The organism is Bacillus sp. (in: firmicutes), assembly GCA_017656295.1.
Classification (GTDB): Bacteria; Bacillota; Bacilli; order Bacillales; family JACDOC01; genus JACDOC01.
This window is the reverse complement of record JACDOC010000003.1, coordinates 33,786-51,851: the sequence shown is the minus strand read 5'-3', so window position 1 is coordinate 51,851 and position 18,066 is coordinate 33,786. Positions and strand designations below refer to the sequence as shown.

18 protein-coding genes and 1 riboswitch are annotated in these 18,066 nt (G+C 39.1%); all 18 genes read left to right on the top strand.

What is annotated here, in order from left to right; translation table 11 throughout:
* The first annotated feature begins 89 nt into the window (after positions 1-89).
* On the top strand, positions 90-851 hold the full coding sequence (locus H0Z31_04295) for a segregation/condensation protein A (protein ID MBO8176661.1): 762 nt from the start codon (positions 90-92) through the stop codon (positions 849-851).
* Entirely contained in the window at positions 838-1,428 is a 591-nt protein-coding gene (gene scpB / locus H0Z31_04290; GenBank protein ID MBO8176660.1) for an SMC-Scp complex subunit ScpB, read from the top strand. Before H0Z31_04295 ends, scpB begins: the two co-directional genes overlap by 14 nt.
* A gap of 115 nt (positions 1,429-1,543) precedes the next feature.
* Positions 1,544-2,422, top strand: coding sequence for a superoxide dismutase (locus H0Z31_04285; protein ID MBO8176659.1), 879 nt, complete (start codon positions 1,544-1,546; stop codon positions 2,420-2,422).
* A gap of 132 nt (positions 2,423-2,554) precedes the next feature.
* On the top strand, positions 2,555-3,688 hold the full coding sequence (locus tag H0Z31_04280) for a D-alanyl-D-alanine carboxypeptidase (protein ID MBO8176658.1): 1,134 nt from the start codon (positions 2,555-2,557) through the stop codon (positions 3,686-3,688).
* Positions 3,681-4,274 (top strand): spore maturation protein, encoded by a 594-nt coding sequence (locus tag H0Z31_04275; GenBank protein ID MBO8176657.1) that lies wholly within the window; start codon positions 3,681-3,683, stop codon positions 4,272-4,274. The genes H0Z31_04280 and H0Z31_04275 overlap by 8 nt, the downstream gene beginning before the upstream one ends.
* Before the next feature lies 1 nt (position 4,275).
* The gene (locus H0Z31_04270; protein MBO8176656.1) at positions 4,276-4,806 is read left to right on the top strand and encodes a spore maturation protein; all 531 of its coding nucleotides are present in this window, start codon (positions 4,276-4,278) and stop codon (positions 4,804-4,806) included.
* A 194-nt stretch (positions 4,807-5,000) separates the two neighbouring features.
* Entirely contained in the window at positions 5,001-5,732 is a 732-nt protein-coding gene (locus tag H0Z31_04265) for an rRNA pseudouridine synthase (GenBank protein ID MBO8176655.1), read from the top strand.
* 120 nt (positions 5,733-5,852) lie between these two features.
* Entirely contained in the window at positions 5,853-6,377 is a 525-nt protein-coding gene (gene resA / locus H0Z31_04260; GenBank protein ID MBO8176654.1) for a thiol-disulfide oxidoreductase ResA, read from the top strand.
* Between the two features lie 14 nt (positions 6,378-6,391).
* The gene (locus H0Z31_04255; GenBank protein ID MBO8176653.1) at positions 6,392-8,014 is read left to right on the top strand and encodes a cytochrome c biogenesis protein; all 1,623 of its coding nucleotides are present in this window, start codon (positions 6,392-6,394) and stop codon (positions 8,012-8,014) included.
* A gap of 12 nt (positions 8,015-8,026) precedes the next feature.
* Positions 8,027-9,223 (top strand): c-type cytochrome biogenesis protein CcsB, encoded by a 1,197-nt coding sequence (gene ccsB / locus H0Z31_04250; protein MBO8176652.1) that lies wholly within the window; start codon positions 8,027-8,029, stop codon positions 9,221-9,223.
* A gap of 68 nt (positions 9,224-9,291) precedes the next feature.
* A complete protein-coding gene (locus tag H0Z31_04245; protein MBO8176651.1) occupies positions 9,292-10,008 on the top strand; it encodes a response regulator transcription factor in 717 nt (238 codons plus the stop codon).
* Entirely contained in the window at positions 10,005-11,765 is a 1,761-nt protein-coding gene (locus tag H0Z31_04240) for a HAMP domain-containing protein (protein MBO8176650.1), read from the top strand. Before H0Z31_04245 ends, H0Z31_04240 begins: the two co-directional genes overlap by 4 nt.
* A gap of 181 nt (positions 11,766-11,946) precedes the next feature.
* Positions 11,947-12,132, top strand: a riboswitch (cobalamin riboswitch).
* Positions 12,133-12,257: 125 nt separating this feature from the next.
* Positions 12,258-13,208, top strand: coding sequence for an ABC transporter substrate-binding protein (locus H0Z31_04235; protein MBO8176649.1), 951 nt, complete (start codon positions 12,258-12,260; stop codon positions 13,206-13,208).
* On the top strand, positions 13,114-14,226 hold the full coding sequence (locus tag H0Z31_04230) for an iron ABC transporter permease (protein MBO8176648.1): 1,113 nt from the start codon (positions 13,114-13,116) through the stop codon (positions 14,224-14,226). Before H0Z31_04235 ends, H0Z31_04230 begins: the two co-directional genes overlap by 95 nt.
* Positions 14,227-14,231: 5 nt before the next feature.
* Entirely contained in the window at positions 14,232-15,488 is a 1,257-nt protein-coding gene (locus H0Z31_04225) for an ABC transporter ATP-binding protein (protein MBO8176647.1), read from the top strand.
* A 98-nt stretch (positions 15,489-15,586) separates the two neighbouring features.
* Positions 15,587-16,123 carry an RNA polymerase sigma factor SigX gene (gene sigX / locus H0Z31_04220; GenBank protein ID MBO8176646.1) on the top strand — a complete coding sequence of 179 codons (537 nt, stop codon included), beginning with the start codon at positions 15,587-15,589 and terminating at the stop codon, positions 16,121-16,123.
* Entirely contained in the window at positions 16,110-17,255 is a 1,146-nt protein-coding gene (locus H0Z31_04215) for a hypothetical protein (GenBank protein ID MBO8176645.1), read from the top strand. The genes sigX and H0Z31_04215 overlap by 14 nt, the downstream gene beginning before the upstream one ends.
* A 111-nt stretch (positions 17,256-17,366) precedes the next feature.
* Positions 17,367-18,062 carry a peptidoglycan DD-metalloendopeptidase family protein gene (locus H0Z31_04210; protein MBO8176644.1) on the top strand — a complete coding sequence of 232 codons (696 nt, stop codon included), beginning with the start codon at positions 17,367-17,369 and terminating at the stop codon, positions 18,060-18,062.
* The last annotated feature ends 4 nt before the right edge of the window (positions 18,063-18,066 follow it).

Here is an 18,066-nt window from a genome sequence, read left to right as displayed (position 1 = left end):
TTTGAAAATTAGTTGTTGGACATCTTATATCAATCCTCTATACTTATAATGAGTTTTAGTATTATAGGGACAATAGATTGGTGATGAACATGGAGTATAACGTGAAACTGGATGCCTTTGAAGGGCCGTTAGATTTATTATTACATTTAATTAATCGCTTTGAAATAGATATATATGATATCCCGATGGCAGAGATTACTGAACAATACTTGCTGTACATTCGAACCATGCAAGAATTAGAGTTGGATGTTGCCAGTGAATATTTAGTGATGGCAGCGACTTTATTGGCCATTAAAAGTAAAATGCTGTTACCCCAGCATGAAGAGATGAATGAAGAACTGGAAGACGTAGTCGAAGAAGACCCACGTGAAGAGCTCGTAGAACGGCTCATCGAATATAAAAAGTATAAAGAAGCTGCGAAAGAATTAAAGGAGCGGGAACGTGAACGGGGACAAATCTTTACGAAACCGCCATCCGATTTATCGGATTATAGTCAAGAGATTGAAGCTTGCGGGGCGGACTTGCAGGTGACCGTGTATGATATGTTAGGAGCTTTTCATAAATTGTTACGTCGTAAAAAATTGCAAAAACCACTCTCAACAAAAATTGCCCGCGAAGAAATTTCGATTGAACAGCGCATGGACGAAATTCGTGAAAAAATTATTTCGTCTAATCGAGCGTTTTATTTTGAAGAACTGTTCCCGTCTCATGAACGAGAACATATCGTAGTGACGTTTTTAGCAATCCTCGAATTAATGAAACGGAACGAAATTTTGGTCGAGCAACAAACGAATTTTGCAGAAATAGTAATTATGGCAAAAGGAGGAGCGACAACCGTTGGACATCATTAATTGGAAAGGCATCTTAGAAAGTTTATTATTTGCTGCAGGTGATGAAGGACTAACATTAAAACAAGTATGTGATGTACTGGAAATTGAATCATACCAAGCGCTTGATATTATTCAACAACTACAAATGGATTATGAAAACGACCGTAACCGAGGAATTCAACTCGTTGAAATGGCCGGGGTTTATCAGCTCGTAACAAAAAAAGAAAACGCGGTATATTTAAAAAAATTAGTGGCAGAAGCGAGCCATTCGTCTTTATCTCAGGCAGCTTTAGAAACATTGGCGATTATTGCATATAAGCAACCGATCACCCGTATGGAGATTGAAGACATACGCGGAGTGCGCACAGAACGCCCGATACAAACTCTGTTGTCAAAAGGGCTTATAAAAGAAGTTGGACGGTCGGAAGGAACCGGTCGTGCTATTCTTTATGGTACTACAAAGGAATTTCTAGATTGTTTTGGTTTAAAAGACTTAGATGAACTTCCGCCATTACCGGAAGAATTGGAAGAAGAATTTGTTCAAGAGGAAGCCGACTTGTTTTTTGAAAAGTTTCAAGAAACGCTTCAAGACGAATAACGCTTTTTGCAATGAACCTCATCGAAACGAATTTTCCGCTCTTCAATAGGTCGTCTTAACGAATATTTCCTTCCCCCTGACCATAAGATAAAGGGAATAAAAAGGGGGGAGGAAAATGAGGGAAGCATCTGAGTATGTAGAAAAACTTAAACAGTGGGTGCAAGAAATAAAACAATGGACTCACGACGAAAACATTAACCATGGATGGTTGCAAACGAACATAAAAGAGTTAGAACATTTGTTGGTACAGGTACGTTTACCAGAAACACTACCAAAAAATCAGCTATTTCAACTTCAACAAAAAGCCGGGCAGATCGACGAATGGATTCGTCAACAATCAAATGGGGCCGTTTGGGTAACCACCTACGTCGTTCCACCGGGCCAACACCAATTGCCCCAATTACCATATCCTTATAACAGTTTAGAACCTTATATTTCAGAAGAAATTATGCGCTTGCATCATGATAAGCATCATCAATCCTACGTTGATGGATTGAATAAAGCGGAACAGAAATTACAAGAAGCTCGAAAAACAGGAGATTTTTCACTCGTTAAGCATTGGGAACGTGAATTAGCGTTCCACGGTTCGGGGCACTATTTACACACGATCTTTTGGGAAAATATGTCCCCAGAAGGTGGAGGCAAGCCTAAGGGGGATCTTGCAAGGACGATAGAGTCCTATTTTGGAAGTTTCGCATCTTTTAAGAAGCAATTTACCGAAGCGGCCAATCAAGTGGAAGGAGTCGGTTGGGCACTTCTTGTATGGTCCCCAAGATCAAGGCATTTAGAAATATTACAGTCAGAAAGACATATGAACCTTACGCAGTGGGATACCATTCCACTACTAGTGTTAGATGTGTGGGAGCATGCGTATTACTTACAATATAAGAATGACCGACAAACATACGTTAATAATTGGTGGAACGTCGTCAATTGGAACGATGTTGAACAACGATTTCAAAAAGCCAAGACTTTAAAATGGAAACCGTATTAACAGCCTCCTTGATCTTAAAGGAGGCTGTTTTGTGTCAACGACGGGTAAATAAATTCATTCATAACGAAACGGTACAAGCATACAATTGTACAAAGACGGACGAAGAAGAGGAGAGGAATCATGAGGAAAACAATGCGTATGCTTGTATATATGATTGGAAGTTTCGTTTTCCTTTTTTGTTCCAGCGTCTACGCCGACGATAATCTTTCATTAAGTGCAGATAGTGCGATTTTAATGGAACAAGATAGCGGGAGAATTTTATTCGAAAAAGAGGCTCATGAGCGGAAACGAATTGCGAGTATCACGAAAATTATGACGGCCATTTTAGCAATTGAATCGAATAAACTCGATGAGATGGTCACGGTCAGTGAACGCGCCGAACATACGGATGGATCCTCAATTTATTTAAAAAAAGGTGAAAAAATCAAACTGCTCGATTTAGTATATGGATTAATGTTACGTTCTGGAAACGATGCTGCCGTGGCGATAGCGGAACACGTCGGCGGGAGTGTCGAAGGGTTTGTCTTTTTAATGAACGAAAAAGCTGCCAGAATCGGGATGACTAATACCCATTTTGCGAATCCCCATGGGCTGGATGACCATGAAGACCATTATTCAACCGCTTATGATATGGCCTTACTGATGCGATATGCCATGCATAACGAAACGTTCCGGGAAATTTCTGGGACGAAAGTGTATTACGCACCGGACCCTGAACATGACTGGGAGAGAAAATGGAGGAACAAAAACCGTTTGTTAACGGAGCTGTATGAATACTGTACGGGCGGAAAAACTGGTTATACGAAACGGGCTCACCGAACGCTCGTTACAACAGCATCAAAAGATGGGGAGAATTTAATTGCGGTGACGTTAAATGCTTCAGACGACTGGAACGACCATATTACCATGTTTGAATATGGATTTAAACAATATAACATGGTGGGAATTTTGGAAGAAGGCACTATTAAAGCGATTGATCAAAAATTTTACAAAAATAAAGTGTATCTCGACCATCGAATCGAATACCCGCTAACGGAAGAGGAAAAAGAAGCTGTTCGTGTAGAATACAAAGTCTTAAAACCTAAGGAGAATTGGGGAAATCATCCACCGGACATTGTGGGAAAAGCGATTGTTTACTTAGGAGAGGAAATGATTTATAAAACCCCTATTTATTTTGACGATTCTTTAATATATGATTCGTCGTCTTGGATTTCCTTATTTAAGCGGTTATTTACTGCCTATTTAGGTGTGAACAACGATGATTAATATCATCTGGGTCGCCATGTTTTTTATTGGCATGGTCTTTGCGGTGATCAACGAAAAATTAGAGGAAGTCAATCAAGCGATTTTTCAATCAGCAAATGAAGCGGTCACTTTGTGTATCGGCTTGTTAAGCATCCTTGTATTTTGGCTTGGGGTAATGAAGATCGCTCAAGAGGCAGGCTTATTAGAACGGCTTACGCGTTTGTTTTTTCCCATCGTCAAACGACTTTTTCCAGATGTACCAGAAAATCATCCGGCCATGGGGTATATTTTGTCCAATATGGTAGCGAATATGTTTGGATTAGGTAACGCGGCGACACCGTTTGGAATTAAAGCAATGGAACAACTAAAACGATTAAATGGAAATCGCGATTCAGCCAGTCGATCCATGATTACGTTTTTAGCCATTAACACATCTAGTTTGACGCTCATACCAACAACCGTTATTGCGATTCGATTAAATTATCAATCAGCATCCCCTACGGAAATTGTTGGTACAACAATTGTGGCCACCTTATGTTCGACGATCGCAGCTATTTTGATTGACCGATATTTTTACTATCGCAGAAAACAAAAAGGGGGAGAATAAGATGGTGTTGTTTTCAACCTTTTCCCTCATGCTTATCCCTTTTCTAGTCGGCTTTATTTTGTTATACGGGACTTTCAAAAAAGTACCGACGTATGAAGCGTTCGTCGAAGGTGGAAAAGAGGGAATTAAAATTGCTGTTTCCATCATTCCTTATTTAGTAGGCATGTTAGTAGCGATTTCTGTTTTTCGGGTTTCGGGAGCCCTCGATTTTTTTGTTCAACTCCTCCAACCGGTTTTATCGGCTATTGGTGTTCCTGCGGAAATAGTTCCGTTAGCTATTATCCGACCAATTTCTGGAACAGCCGCTTTAGGAATGATGAGTGACCTTATTGCTACGTATGGACCTGATTCGTTCATCGGTCGAATTGCTTCGACACTACAAGGGAGTACGGATACGACCCTCTACGTATTAACGGTTTATTTCGGAGCAGTCGGAATTAAAAAAATGGGCGATGCGTTAAAAGTTGGGTTGCTGGCTGATTTGGTTGGAATTATTGCCGCGATTGTCGTCGTAACACTTGTTTTTGGATAAATAGAGCTGACACTTGTTCAGCTCTATTTTTATGGGCAAAATAAAGAAGGGCATCATTGTATGTGGATAAATGATTGCAATTCCAATTTTGTAGTGTTACAATCACTTTCGTTTTATTCGAACTTGTGTAATAATGCATTAAGGTAGAGAGTGGTTCGGGTACATAAACAACAACGAGAAAAAGGAGTGGTATGATGGAACGTTTACAAAAAGTTATTGCCCATGCCGGGATTGCGTCACGTCGAAAAGCGGAACAACTCATAAAAGAGGGGAAAGTAAAAGTTAACGGAGAAGTAGTTCGGGAGCTCGGTACGAAGGTAAGTTCCGACGACAAAATCGAAGTTAATGGAATTCCAGTAGAGCGTGAAGAAAAAGTGTATTATCTTTTATACAAGCCGCGAGGAGTCATTTCTGCTGTGAAAGATGAAAAAGGACGAAAGGTCGTTACGGATTTCTTTACTGAAGTTCCACAGCGCATTTATCCAGTCGGTCGACTAGATTATGATACATCTGGTCTCATTTTATTGACGAACGATGGCGAATTTGCGAATTTAATGATGCATCCGCGCTATGAAATTGAAAAAACATACATTGCCAGGGTCAAAGGAATTCCACCAAAACATGTGTTAAAACAATTGGAGAAGGGAATTCGTTTAGAAGACGGGATGACTGCTCCGGCAAAAGTAAAAATGAAATCTTTTGATAAACGGAAACAAAAAGCAATCATTGAAATTACGGTTCATGAAGGTCGTAACCGACTCGTTCGTCGGATGTTTGACGCCATCGGGTATCCAGTGCAAAAGTTAAAACGTGAACGATTTGCATTTCTAACGTTAAAAGGGTTAAACGCTGGGGAGTTTCGTGAACTTACCCCACATGAAGTCAAACAATTACGAACGCTTGCAGAAACAGGTTCCATCTTATGAGGAACCTGTTTGAATTGTCACATAACATTCAAAAGTGTGGAGCCAGTCTCATTTTGATACAATGATATAATAGAGTGGGGAAAAAGTACGATTGGCTTTGAAGAGTAGGAGGATTTTTTTATGAAAAAACAGCGCCTGATGATTCGGACCATCATACTAGCTCTTCTTGCAGCAGTTGTGATATACACGTTATATGCGAACATGTCTAAAGAAGATCAAGCGATTGTTGAAAAAGGTGATCAAGCCCCTGACTTTGTTTTACAAGACTTAGAAGGTAATAGCTATCAACTATCAGATTTTAAAGGACAAGGGGTCTTTTTAAACTTTTGGGGGACTTGGTGTAAACCGTGTGAAAAAGAAATGCCTTATATGAACAATCAATACAAAAAGTATAAAGATTTAGGTGTAGAAATTTTAGCTATCAATGTCGGTGAATCGGCTTTTACAATTAATAAATTTGTAGAAAAACATCAACTGGAATTTCCAATTCTTGTTGATAAAGATAAAAAAGTATTGGACCGATACGGTGTCATCCCTTTACCGACAACGTTTTTGATCGATAAAAACGGTAAAGTCGTCGAAGTAATTACAGGTACAATGTCAGAACAAGATGTTATACGATACATGGAAACGATTAAACCATAAGAAGGTGTACAACCATGAATGAAATCAAATGTGAATGCGGTCATGTCAATCCAATTGGTACGGTATTATGTGAAGCGTGCGGGAAAGCATTGGCCGAAGAAGCGGAAAAAAATGAGCTTCATGATATGCGATATGAAGGAAGTGCCCGCCGTTCACAAACTTACAATAAAACAATTATTGATAAAATATGGAATTTTTTCTCCTCTGTTAAAGTAGGGGTTTGGCTTATTGTCATTACCTTATTGGCCTCCATTATTGGAACGATTTTACCACAGGAGATGTACATTCCAAAAACGATGACGCCAGCCCAATTTTATGCTCAAGAATACGGTTGGTTTGGAACCCTGTATTACAAACTAGGGTTTCACAACTTGTACGGTTCTTGGTGGTATTTACTTTTAATTGCATTAATTGGGGTTTCGCTCGTTATTTGTAGTTTGGACCGTGTGATTCCACTACATCGAGCGCTCAAAAATCAGCGAGTGACTCGACATGAAAGTTTTATGCGACGTCAACGATTATTTAGTCAAGGGAAAGTCGAAAATGTAGATGTAGCAATGGAACAATTAGAAAAGCTCCTAAAAGAAAAACGGTATCACGTAAGAAAAGAAAACGGCAATATATTTGCCGAAAAAGGTCGCTTTTCTCGTTGGGGTCCTTATGTGAACCATATCGGATTGATTGTCTTTTTAATCGGGGCGATGTTGCGTTTCGTTCCAGGTATGTATGTAGACGAGGTACTGTGGATTAAAGAGGGCGAAACGAAACAAATTCCTGGAACCCAAGGAGAATACTATTTAAAAAACAATCAGTTTATTTTAGAAGTGTATGATAAAGAAAAAGATCCGGATGTGTTTCAACAAGCGATTGATCGGGTCGGAGTTATTGCGAAAACATATCAAACGAATGTCGAGCTTTACAAAGTCAAGGATTCTTCCAACCCAGATCAACCTTCATTAGAGAAAGTAAAGGAACAAGCGATTCGCGTGAACGAACCGTTAAAGTTTAACGGATATGCTCTTTACCAAGTGGACTATCGTTTGAACGAATTACAAAGCATGACGTTTAATTTAACGAACAAACAAACGGGAGAATCGTTCGGAACGATTACGATTGATTTATTTAACCCACAAGAAGTATACGATTTAGGAAATGGTTACGAAGTGGAATTAATCGGTTATTACCCTGACTTTTCCGGTTTTGCAGAAAATGGTGAACCGCAAACGAAATCACCAAATCCAAATAACCCAGCCTTTTTGTTTAAAATGCACTCACCGGAAAAACCAGACGGTGAAATTAGTTTTGTAGCTATTCAAGAAACGTTAGAGCCACTTGGAGAAAATTTGTATAAAATGAGTTTTGCAGGGATTGAAATGAAGAACTTATCGGCACTTATCGTCCGTAAAGACTTAACTTTATGGATATTAGGACTTGGTGGGACGATATTTATGATTGGACTCATTCAAGGGTCCTACTGGAATCATCGCCGCTTATGGGTTCAACGGAAAAACGGGGAAATTTTACTTGCCGCTCATACGAATAAAAACTGGCATGGCTTAAAAAGAGAGATGGAAAGTATGTTTAAACAAGTATCTTTCCCTCCATTGATCGATCAAAAAATACAAAACAACTCGTAAGGAGGCATTGAAGTGGCTGATCTTGTAACTTTAAGTTCCAACTTGTTATATACGGCCTTTATTATTTATTTAGTGGCCACGTTATTTTTTGGTGGCTCTATTCGTTCCAAAAGCCGAATGGAAGAGAAACCAGCCAAAAATCGCTGGGCAACAATAGGTATTACGTTAACGATCATTGGTTTTATTGCACAAACTGGCTATTTTATTACTCGCTGGATAGCATCAGGTCATGCGCCAGTCAGTAATTTATTCGAATTCACGACATTTTTCGGAATGATGTTAGTATTAGCGTTCATTGTCATTTACTTTATGTATCGGACGACGGTTCTCGGACTATTCGCCTTACCGATTGCTATTTTAGTAATTGCCTATGCCAGCATGTTTCCGCGCGAAATTAGTCCATTAATTCCAGCGCTTCAAAGTGATTGGTTACATATTCACGTAACCACAGCTGCATTAGGGGAAGCGATTTTAGCGATTAGTTTTGCGGCAGGTCTAATTTATTTAATTAAAGCAGTGGACCAATCGAAGAGTAGTAAACAAACAACATGGCTCGAAGTCGTACTTTTTAGTTTAATCGCAGTGTTAGGATTCGTCCTTGTTTCTACGTATTTCTCCGCCACTAAATATGAAGCGACGTTTAATTGGATCGATAAAAACGGCGAAGCAAAGGTATTTGAATATCATTTACCAGCGCTTGTTGGTCCGAATGAATGGGAATTAACAATCCCTGATCGAATGGAGCCATTAGTCGAAGTTCCAGCTATCATTAATGCGAAAAAGCTAAATACCGTTATTTGGTCCCTGTTAGGTGGAGCAATCATTTATCTACTTATTCGACTGCTTTCTCGGAAGCGAGTCGCCCATTTATTGCAGCCGTTAACAAAAAATGTTAACTTAGATTTAGTAGATGAAATAAGCTATCGTTCCGTTTTAATCGGATTTCCTGTGTTTACACTAGGGGCCCTCATTTTCGCAATGATTTGGGCTCAAATTGCATGGACACGCTTTTGGGGGTGGGACCCGAAAGAAGTTTGGGCGCTTATTACATGGTTATTTTATGCAGCATTTTTACACTTACGCTTATCAAAAGGATGGCATGGGGAAAAATCGGCTTGGCTTGCAGTGATTGGGTTTGCAATCATTATGTTTAACCTTGTAGCCGTAAACTTAGTAATAGCTGGTCTTCACTCGTATGCTGGTGCATAAACCTTCACGTATTTTGTGAAGGTTTTTTTCAAATCATATTTAGATACAATAGAGTAGGGGGATGTTCTATGGAAAAACAAACAAAAATTTTAGTGGTAGATGATGAGGAAAGAATTCGTCGTTTGTTGAAAATGTATTTAGAACGAGAAAACTATGTGATCGAAGAGGCAGAAGATGGCGATATAGCGCTCGAATTAGCGTTAAATAATGACTATGATTGTATTTTACTTGACTTAATGATGCCTGGGAAGGACGGGATTGAAGTTTGTAAACTCCTACGTGAGAAAAAAGCGACACCTGTTATCATGTTAACGGCGAAAGGGGAAGAAGCGAACCGTGTGCAAGGGTTTGAAGTCGGAACTGATGATTATATTGTCAAACCGTTCAGTCCGCGGGAGGTTGTGTTACGCGTAAAGGCGTTGTTAAGACGTTCTTCTACTACTCAATATTTAAAAACAGATACGAAAACAAAAGACATCATCGTTTATCCACATTTAACGATTGATAACGATGCCCATCGGGTAACAGCGGATGGAAATGAAGTGAATTTAACACCGAAAGAATACGAATTACTTTATTTCTTAGCCAAATCTCCAGATAAAGTATTTGATCGTGAACAATTGCTGAAAGAAGTGTGGCACTATGAATTTTTCGGTGACTTACGGACCGTAGATACGCATGTAAAACGTCTTCGCGAAAAACTGAATCGCGTGTCGGAACATGCTGCGAAAATGATCGTGACCGTTTGGGGCGTCGGTTATAAATTCGAGGTTGTGAATGAATGAGACTATGGCGTAGTGTCGTCGGCAAGCTGTGGGGGACGATTTTATTGCTCGTCTCTTTCGTTTTATTCATTTTAACGATTTTACTACTAGAGTTTTTTGAAAATTATCATGTTACTGTCATTGAAAAGAATTTAACCGGCACAGCAAAAAAAATAGCGAAAATATTAGAAGAGCATGACGAATTAGAGACAGGATTGAATATTTCGTGGGAACTCATAGACGAAAATACGAAAGTTATCGTTTTGTATGACGATGAAACAATTTATTCTCCGAACATGTCGCTAGAAGAAAAAAGGGCTGTCACTGAATTTATTCGGTCGTCGTGGAACGATGGCGCTGAAGCTTCCAAACAAGAACTTTCTTTATCTAGTTCGCAAAATCGCTATGAAAATCTTTTAGTGATTTCTGTGCCGTTTCAGTTGCCAACAAATCGTGGGATGATTTATGTCTTTCAATCGCTGCAAGTGTTGAAAGAGACGTCCAAACAAACAACCAATTTAATTTTGCTTGCCGCTGGTATCGCAATTTTTTTAACAACGATTTTTGCCTTTTTCTTATCGACACGAATTACCGCCCCTTTACGAAAAATGAAAGAGGCAGCGTTTGCTGTCTCTAGAGGGAAATTCGATACGAAAGTTCCGATTTTAACCCATGATGAAATTGGGGAGCTAGCTACGGCCTTTAATCAAATGGGCCGACAATTGAAGTTTCATATTAATGCCTTAAATCAAGAAAAAGAACAACTAGCTAGTATTTTAAGCAGCATGGCTGATGGAGTTATTACGTTAAATCGGGATGGGGATATTCAAGTTTCCAATCCACCAGCAGAACGGTTTTTACAAAATTGGTATTTTGAAAAAGGAGACGAGAATCAAAAAGAAATTCCTTCAAAATTGAAAGAACTATTTAAAAAAATGGTCAAAACCGAACAAGAGCAAACTGGAGAAATTACTGTTCAAGGGCGTTCGTATGTGATTATAGTGAGTCCATTGTATAATAAAGACTCAATTCGGGGGGCCGTGACCGTCGTACGAGATATGACGGAAGAACGTCGTCTCGATAAATTGAGAAAAGACTTTATCGCTAACGTCTCCCATGAGCTTCGTACGCCGATTTCGATGCTGCAAGGGTATAGTGAAGCTATCGTTGACGATATCGCAGAAACAGAAGAAGAGAAAAAAGAAATTGCTAAAATTATTTATGATGAATCATTACGGATGGGACGATTAGTCAATGATTTACTGGACCTTGCCCGTATGGAGGCCGGTCACCAGTCACTAAACATCGAACAAGTAGAGGTCACTTCTTTTATCGAGAGAGTAACGAATAAGTTTCAAGGGATTGCAAAGGAGAAAGAGGTTGAACTATCGTTTCAATCAAATAGTGACACTCATCCATTTTTTATGGATCCTGATCGCATTGAACAAGTATTAACAAATTTAATTGATAACGCCCTGCGCCATACTCCGAATGGTGGCTTTGTCAAAGTGATTCAAAATTTGGATGAAAAAGGATTAACCGTTCATATTCAAGACTCAGGTTCTGGGATTCCAGAAGAAGACTTACCGTTTGTTTTTGAGCGTTTTTATAAAGCAGATAAAGCGCGTACTAGAGGCCGTTCTGGAACGGGATTAGGGTTAGCAATTGCCAAAAATATTGTCGAATCGCATAAAGGATATATTTCGGTTCAAAGTAAAGTTGGCCATGGTACAACCTTTACCTTTTTCTTACCATGGATTAATCCATCAGACACGTAAATTTGGGCGTCTTGTGTACAACCCTACGGTGTCATTGATTGTCAAACAGAGGTACATTTTGATGAATAATTTTGTTTCATGAGAAACCAAGATAGATAACTTGATTGAAAAAAACTTCTTGTCTAAATATTAATATTTTTGTAACATATTAAGAGGATTGTATTAAAAATACGACCTAATATGAACTGAAAGAACAGATGGTGTCCCATTTGGACTTAATAGGGAATTCGGTGAAAATCCGAAACTGTCCCCGCAACTGTAAAGGTGGACGAAGCGAGCATACCACTGTGCTAGATTTATAGCATGGGAAGGGCTTGCTTAGGAAGAAACCTAAGTCAGTAGACCTGCCATCTCGTTCTAAGTTTCAAAGCTTCGGGGGTTGAGCTTTTGAAACGGACCGTGAAGTGATTTTTTTCATGATGTCCGTTTTAGCTCATCCGATTTTGGATGGGCTTTTTTCAACCCTACAAAAATGAGGAAGGGGTAAGGACTATGAAATGGTGGAAACAGTTAGCAGCTCTCATGCTCATGCTGTTGTTGTTGTTGTCTGGTTGTAATCAAGAAGGATCAACACCAACAAATGAAGTAACATCAGAGGAGACACAATCATTACCTGTAGTGACGGATGCGTTAGGGAATGAAGTGCAATTAGATAAACAACCGGAACGAATCGTATCGCTTATTCCGAGCAATACAGAAATTTTATATGCCATTGGTTTAGGGGATGCAGTTGTTGGTGTATCTGATTGGGATAATTATCCAGAAGATGTGTTGAATAAAGAAAAAGTTGGTGGAATGGAATTTGATGTTGAAAAAATCTTGTCTCTTGAACCGGATTTAGTGTTAGACCATGGTTCACGCAATCACCAAGAAGATACACTTGTAAAACAATTACAAGATGCAGGTGTTCCGGTATTTGTTGTTCCTGAAGCAAAAAGTATTCAAGGTATTTTTGATACAATCGTTCAAGTCGGAAATTTAACGGGACAACAGGAACAAGCAGAGACAGTTGTTAGTGACCTCACAAATCGCTTAAACGAACTAAAAGATCAAGTGGCTCAAATGGATAACGGAGAACCGAAAGTGGTTTGGATAGAAATTTCGCCACAGCCGGAGCTTTATTCAGCCGGAAAAGGTACATACATTGATGAAGCGATTGAAATGTTAGGGGCGAAAAACGCCGTTGAACAAGAAGGCTGGCCACTCATTACTGAAGAAGCAGCCATTTCGTATAATCCGGATGTAATTATTACGACATATGGTTATTATGTGGACAATGCGATTGAACAAGTGCTATCCCGCGAAGGTTGGCAAGACGTAAAAGCGGTTAAAAATAAAGCCGTCTATGATGTACAGGCTGATTTATTATCCCGTCCGGGGCCACGAATTATTGAAGGGGTCGAGGAGCTTGCAAAAGCCATTTATCCAGATCAATTTAAATAAAAAAATACAAACTGTCTTAGCTATTGTTATTGCGATTGGATGTATAGCATTGGGGGTATCGGCAGGGGCGCTGTCGATTCCCTTTTCTATTATTGGTCAAATCTTCTTACATAAATGGTTGGCTGTCCCTTTACCAGATGGCGTAACCGATGTGATGAAAAATGTTATTTGGAACGTACGTTTGCCACGAGTGGTATTAGCCTTTTTAGTGGGTGCATCACTATCATTAGCTGGGGCAGCCTTTCAAGGACTGTTAAAAAACCCACTGGCAGATCCTTATACGTTAGGTGTCTCTTCTGGTGCGTCCGTCGGTGCCGTCTTCGTGATTTTTTTTCAATGGCAATTTCCAATCATTAATGGGTTAACCTTACCGTTTGTTAGTATTGCGTTTGCTTTACTTACATTATGGCTCGTATTACGGTTTGCAAAAGCGATCGATCACCATTTACGAGTAGAAACACTCATTTTAACAGGTATTATTTTTTCATCCTTTTTAGGGGCTGTGATTACCCTCTTCGTTGCCCTATCTGGGGAAGAGCTTCGCCAAATAATTACATGGTTGATGGGGAGTGTGGCGATGAGAGGGTGGGAATTTGTCTATCTTCTCCTACCGTTTTTTTTAATCGGAGCACTTCTAATTTTTTTCAACATTCGCGAGTTGAATGCGTTTACATTCGGTGAAGAAGTAGCAAAGCATCTTGGGGTGGATACGGAGCAAAGGAAGAAAATGCTCCTATTAGGGGCGTCAATTTTAACTGGAGCAAGTGTAGCGGTTAGTGGGACAATCGGTTTTGTCGGACTCGTCATTCCGCATATGGTTCGTCTATTCATTGGAAGTAATCACCGCTGGTTGCTACCGCATTCTCTTTTTTATGGCGGTGCTTTTCTGGTGATCGCTGATTTGTTTTCGCGTACGATAATCGAACCACGTGAATTACCAATCGGAGTCGTAACGTCCTTTATCGGAGCCCCTATATTTACATTTATTTTTTTCCGACGTAGAAGAAAAGGGATGTGAGACAGATGGCCAAACAACCTTTTATTTCCCTAGAAAATGTTTCTTTTCGGTATGACGAAAACACGCCGTTAATAAACGCCATTAATTTATCGATAGAACGATTCGAAATGGTCGGTATTATTGGGCCGAACGGTAGTGGAAAATCGACGTTGTTAAAATTGATGAATCGATCTTTGTCGTTACAACAAGGGGATATTTGGATTAACGGAAAACATATTCATGATTTTTCACCAAAGGAATTTGCAAGAAAAGTAGCCGTTTTACCTCAACATATGGAATTATCGTTTTCCTATACCGTTAAGGAGACTGTTTCCTTTGGAAGGTATGCTCATCAAAAAGGAATGTTTCCGAAATGGACGTCAAAGGATGAACAAGTAGTCCAACAGGCGATGCAACAAACGCAAGTGGATCACTTCGCGCAAGTTCCTGTCGTGCAATTAAGTGGCGGCGAAAGACAACGGGTGTTTCTTGCTCGGGCTCTTGCTCAAGAAGCGGAACTTCTACTGTTAGATGAGCCGACGAATCATTTAGATATTTCGCATCAAATTCAACTGTTAGCCTACTTACGCTCGCTTGTTGATCAACAAAAACTCACAGTCGTTTCTGTGTTCCATGATGTAAACTTAGCACTTATGTTTTGCGATCAGCTCATTATGATGAAAGAAGGAACGTGTGAACGACAGATCGTTCGGATGGATCGAATACATGAACAGCAATTGTCGTCCCTTTATGGTCTTACGTTTCATCTCCTTCCACATGAATCGAAAAGTACCATGCAGCTACAGCCTTTCGTTCCGAGTAGCTCGTTTTTTGGCAAAATAAAAGTTCATTTCAATGAAAAAGGAATTGATTTTTCCCGCCCAGTACGGTTATTTGGTAAATGCAATCAGGTTACGTTTGATGGTTGGTATGATGGGGTAACTAAAGAAGAGGTGGAAGAAAAGAATTACGCGGTTGCCCCATCTCTTACACGAATTGAAGAGGTATATACTTCACAAGATGTAAACGTATATGGGTTATTCCATCAAAAATATGAGAGCCATGTCACTTTATATTTCCATATTAACCAAAGATTTTCATCTCTCCAACTTATTGATGTTTATACTCGTTGTTATGAAGAACTTGCACCAATTTTCCCTAAATTAAATAGTAAAATAACGATATTAATAGGTACTTGTGAATCTTCTTCGCAAATGAATGAAATACAATTTGACCGTATTAGACAATCGATATTTACGTTTTTAAATAAAGGAAAGAGATAAAAAAATCTCCTTCCTTTTTTCTTTAAAACGGGATATAGTGAGTTTGTAACTTTTTTTATTGAAGGTACGACTAATTTATTGACAGGAGGATATTTTATATGGACTCCTTTTTTGAAAAATTGTATGACAAGTACCACCAAGATGTATTTCAATTTTTATTTTATATGGTTAAAAATAGAGAACTTGCCGAAGACTTAGTTCAAGAGGTTTATATACGAGTATTAAAAGCCCAATATCATTTCCAAGGGAGGAGTTCTGAGAAAACTTGGTTATATTCGATTGCGAAAAATGTGGCGATTGATTACTTTCGAAAACAAAAAGGATGGAAAGAACGTATTGTTGATTTTTTTGATTGGAAGAAACAGTTAGTGATAAGCGACGCACCCATGCCTGAAGAAATTGCTATACAAAAAGAAGAAATTCAACTGATGTTTGAATGTTTACAAAGGTGTACGACAGACCAACAAATGGTGATTATTATGCGTTTCATTCAAGAATTATCGATTCAAGAAACCGCTGAAGCACTTGGCTGGACGGAAAGTAAAGTAAAAACGACGCAACACCGTGCATTAAAAGCATTAAAAAAACACATGATGGCTATGAAGGGAGGGTCGGAAACAAATGAAACGACATGAAGAGTACGAACAACAAATGAAAGAAATACTCCAATCGTTCCCTTCTATTTCCGACCATCGAACAAAAGAAGAGGTATATGACGAAATTCAAAAAAGAAGGCAGGAACCTCAAATAAGTCCAACGAAACGTTTTTATCTCATTCCTTCCTTTGCGGTTGTTGCTGTACTTGTTCTTTGTTTTGTGACGTGGAATATCCTAGTACAAAATGACCCTCACTATAATATTAGTGAAGACGGTGCTGAGAGTATATCTTTTGAACAAACTGTTTCTGAAGAGATGGAAGGCAAAAAATTTTCGATTATGGCGATGGAAGAGCCAGTCAAGTCCATTTATGATGATAGCCAAACCATTTTCACCTTTGGTCTACTTACTCCGGACCAACTCGTCGTTCCAATCAGTATCATTGGATCGAACGAGAGCTCCTGGTTTCAACAATTTCAAATATTAGCAAAGAAAATTCCTGAAGAGGAATTAGGATTTCAACCGTTATATTCAAGTGAATTGATATCTTTTAAGCAACCAGAAAGTGAAAAGGTCCAATTACACATGAAATTAGGCTCATTAACGGATCGACAAGTAATCGATGTTCAACCAATATATGAATCATTGAACTATACTTTTGCTGATTCGAACATTCGTTACGCAGAGGTCGTTACCGACGAAGCACAAGGGGAGTCGATTGAACAGCAATTTTCTATTAATAATAACCAAAAAAGTTCTTACTATATTTATCAATTAGGTCGAAAAAGTTATCTGGTGCCAATGAAAGGGGATTATTCTTCCTTGCAATCGGTCATTCAAGCAATGAAGCATGCCCCACGCGCCAATTTACAGCCGACGTTACCAGAACATGTTCAAATAAAGATTCAACCAATCGACAAAAATACAATATCATTGATTTTTCAACCGAAAGTTGATTTAGCGATTTTACCTTACGCCAACGCCATTCATATGATTGAATCCCTTTTACTCGCAGCGAAACAATTTGGCTATCAATTTGTTTCATTCGAAAATATTACTCCAAAGAGTTGGGATAAATTTCAATTTCGAGAGCCAGTAGCCGTTCCTAAGGCACCGAATGGGATTGCTTTACATCTGGAAGCCTCACAAAATAATAACGGTAATCGTTAAAAAAGTGTTTAATCATTCTTGGTTAAGCACTTTTTTGTTGTATGAATAAATTTTTTTCGCCTGCAAACGATAACAGATGTAAAAAGTTTCATTCCAATAAGTTAGGAGAGAATGACATTGGATTATTATTTTAGGCGGTTCTATATTATATTTTTTGGTTGGATGATTATGTTGTCTCCAAGTCCGGCCAAAGGAGCGGAACTATCTCATTGGGTGTTTCCAACAGATGGTATTATTACCGATACGTTTGGTACTCGAGACGGAACTCATAAAGGAATCGACATAGGTGGTAGGCTCGGAACGAATGTATTTGCCGTTGATAAAGGGAAAGTCATACGTTCTTATTATTCTTCATCGTATGGGAATGTTATTTTTTTACAACACCCAAACGGCTTTGAAACCGTCTATGCTCATTTACAAAAAAGACTTGTGAATGAGGGAGACCAAGTACAGCAAGGACAACTGATTGGAAAAATGGGCTCCACTGGTCATTCGTCAGGTGTCCATTTACATTTTGAAATTCATCAAGGGGCATGGACGATAGAGAAAGTAAACGCCATCGATCCGTTTGTTATTTACGGAAAAGGCGGTATTGGGGAATACGTTTTTGCGTTAGTACACGACCCATATCAAACCATGGAAGTCTCTCAGGTACATAAAGTGATTACTTATACGATCCAGCCTGGCGATACGTTGTATCAAATTGCAAAAATCAATGGGGTCTCCATTGAACATTTACAACAGTGGAACGAACTTTCGAATCCTCACTTGATCGTGGCTGGTCAAACGTTGGAAATAAGAAAATAAAAAA

Coding starts and splice junctions, on each gene's coding strand:
- H0Z31_04255 (MBO8176653.1), top strand. CDS start 6,392: ATGAATGAAATCAAATGTGAATGCGGTCATGTCAATCCAATTGGTACG.
- H0Z31_04275 (MBO8176657.1), top strand. CDS start 3,681: ATGATTAATATCATCTGGGTCGCCATGTTTTTTATTGGCATGGTCTTT.
- H0Z31_04280 (MBO8176658.1), top strand. CDS start 2,555: ATGCGTATGCTTGTATATATGATTGGAAGTTTCGTTTTCCTTTTTTGT.
- H0Z31_04295 (MBO8176661.1), top strand. CDS start 90: ATGGAGTATAACGTGAAACTGGATGCCTTTGAAGGGCCGTTAGATTTA.
- H0Z31_04230 (MBO8176648.1), top strand. CDS start 13,114: ATGTACAGGCTGATTTATTATCCCGTCCGGGGCCACGAATTATTGAAG.
- resA (MBO8176654.1), top strand. CDS start 5,853: ATGAAAAAACAGCGCCTGATGATTCGGACCATCATACTAGCTCTTCTT.
- H0Z31_04270 (MBO8176656.1), top strand. CDS start 4,276: ATGGTGTTGTTTTCAACCTTTTCCCTCATGCTTATCCCTTTTCTAGTC.
- H0Z31_04215 (MBO8176645.1), top strand. CDS start 16,110: ATGAAACGACATGAAGAGTACGAACAACAAATGAAAGAAATACTCCAA.
- H0Z31_04240 (MBO8176650.1), top strand. CDS start 10,005: ATGAGACTATGGCGTAGTGTCGTCGGCAAGCTGTGGGGGACGATTTTA.
- sigX (MBO8176646.1), top strand. CDS start 15,587: ATGGACTCCTTTTTTGAAAAATTGTATGACAAGTACCACCAAGATGTA.
- H0Z31_04245 (MBO8176651.1), top strand. CDS start 9,292: ATGGAAAAACAAACAAAAATTTTAGTGGTAGATGATGAGGAAAGAATT.
- H0Z31_04210 (MBO8176644.1), top strand. CDS start 17,367: ATGACATTGGATTATTATTTTAGGCGGTTCTATATTATATTTTTTGGT.
- H0Z31_04235 (MBO8176649.1), top strand. CDS start 12,258: ATGAAATGGTGGAAACAGTTAGCAGCTCTCATGCTCATGCTGTTGTTG.
- H0Z31_04225 (MBO8176647.1), top strand. CDS start 14,232: ATGGCCAAACAACCTTTTATTTCCCTAGAAAATGTTTCTTTTCGGTAT.
- H0Z31_04265 (MBO8176655.1), top strand. CDS start 5,001: ATGGAACGTTTACAAAAAGTTATTGCCCATGCCGGGATTGCGTCACGT.
- H0Z31_04285 (MBO8176659.1), top strand. CDS start 1,544: ATGAGGGAAGCATCTGAGTATGTAGAAAAACTTAAACAGTGGGTGCAA.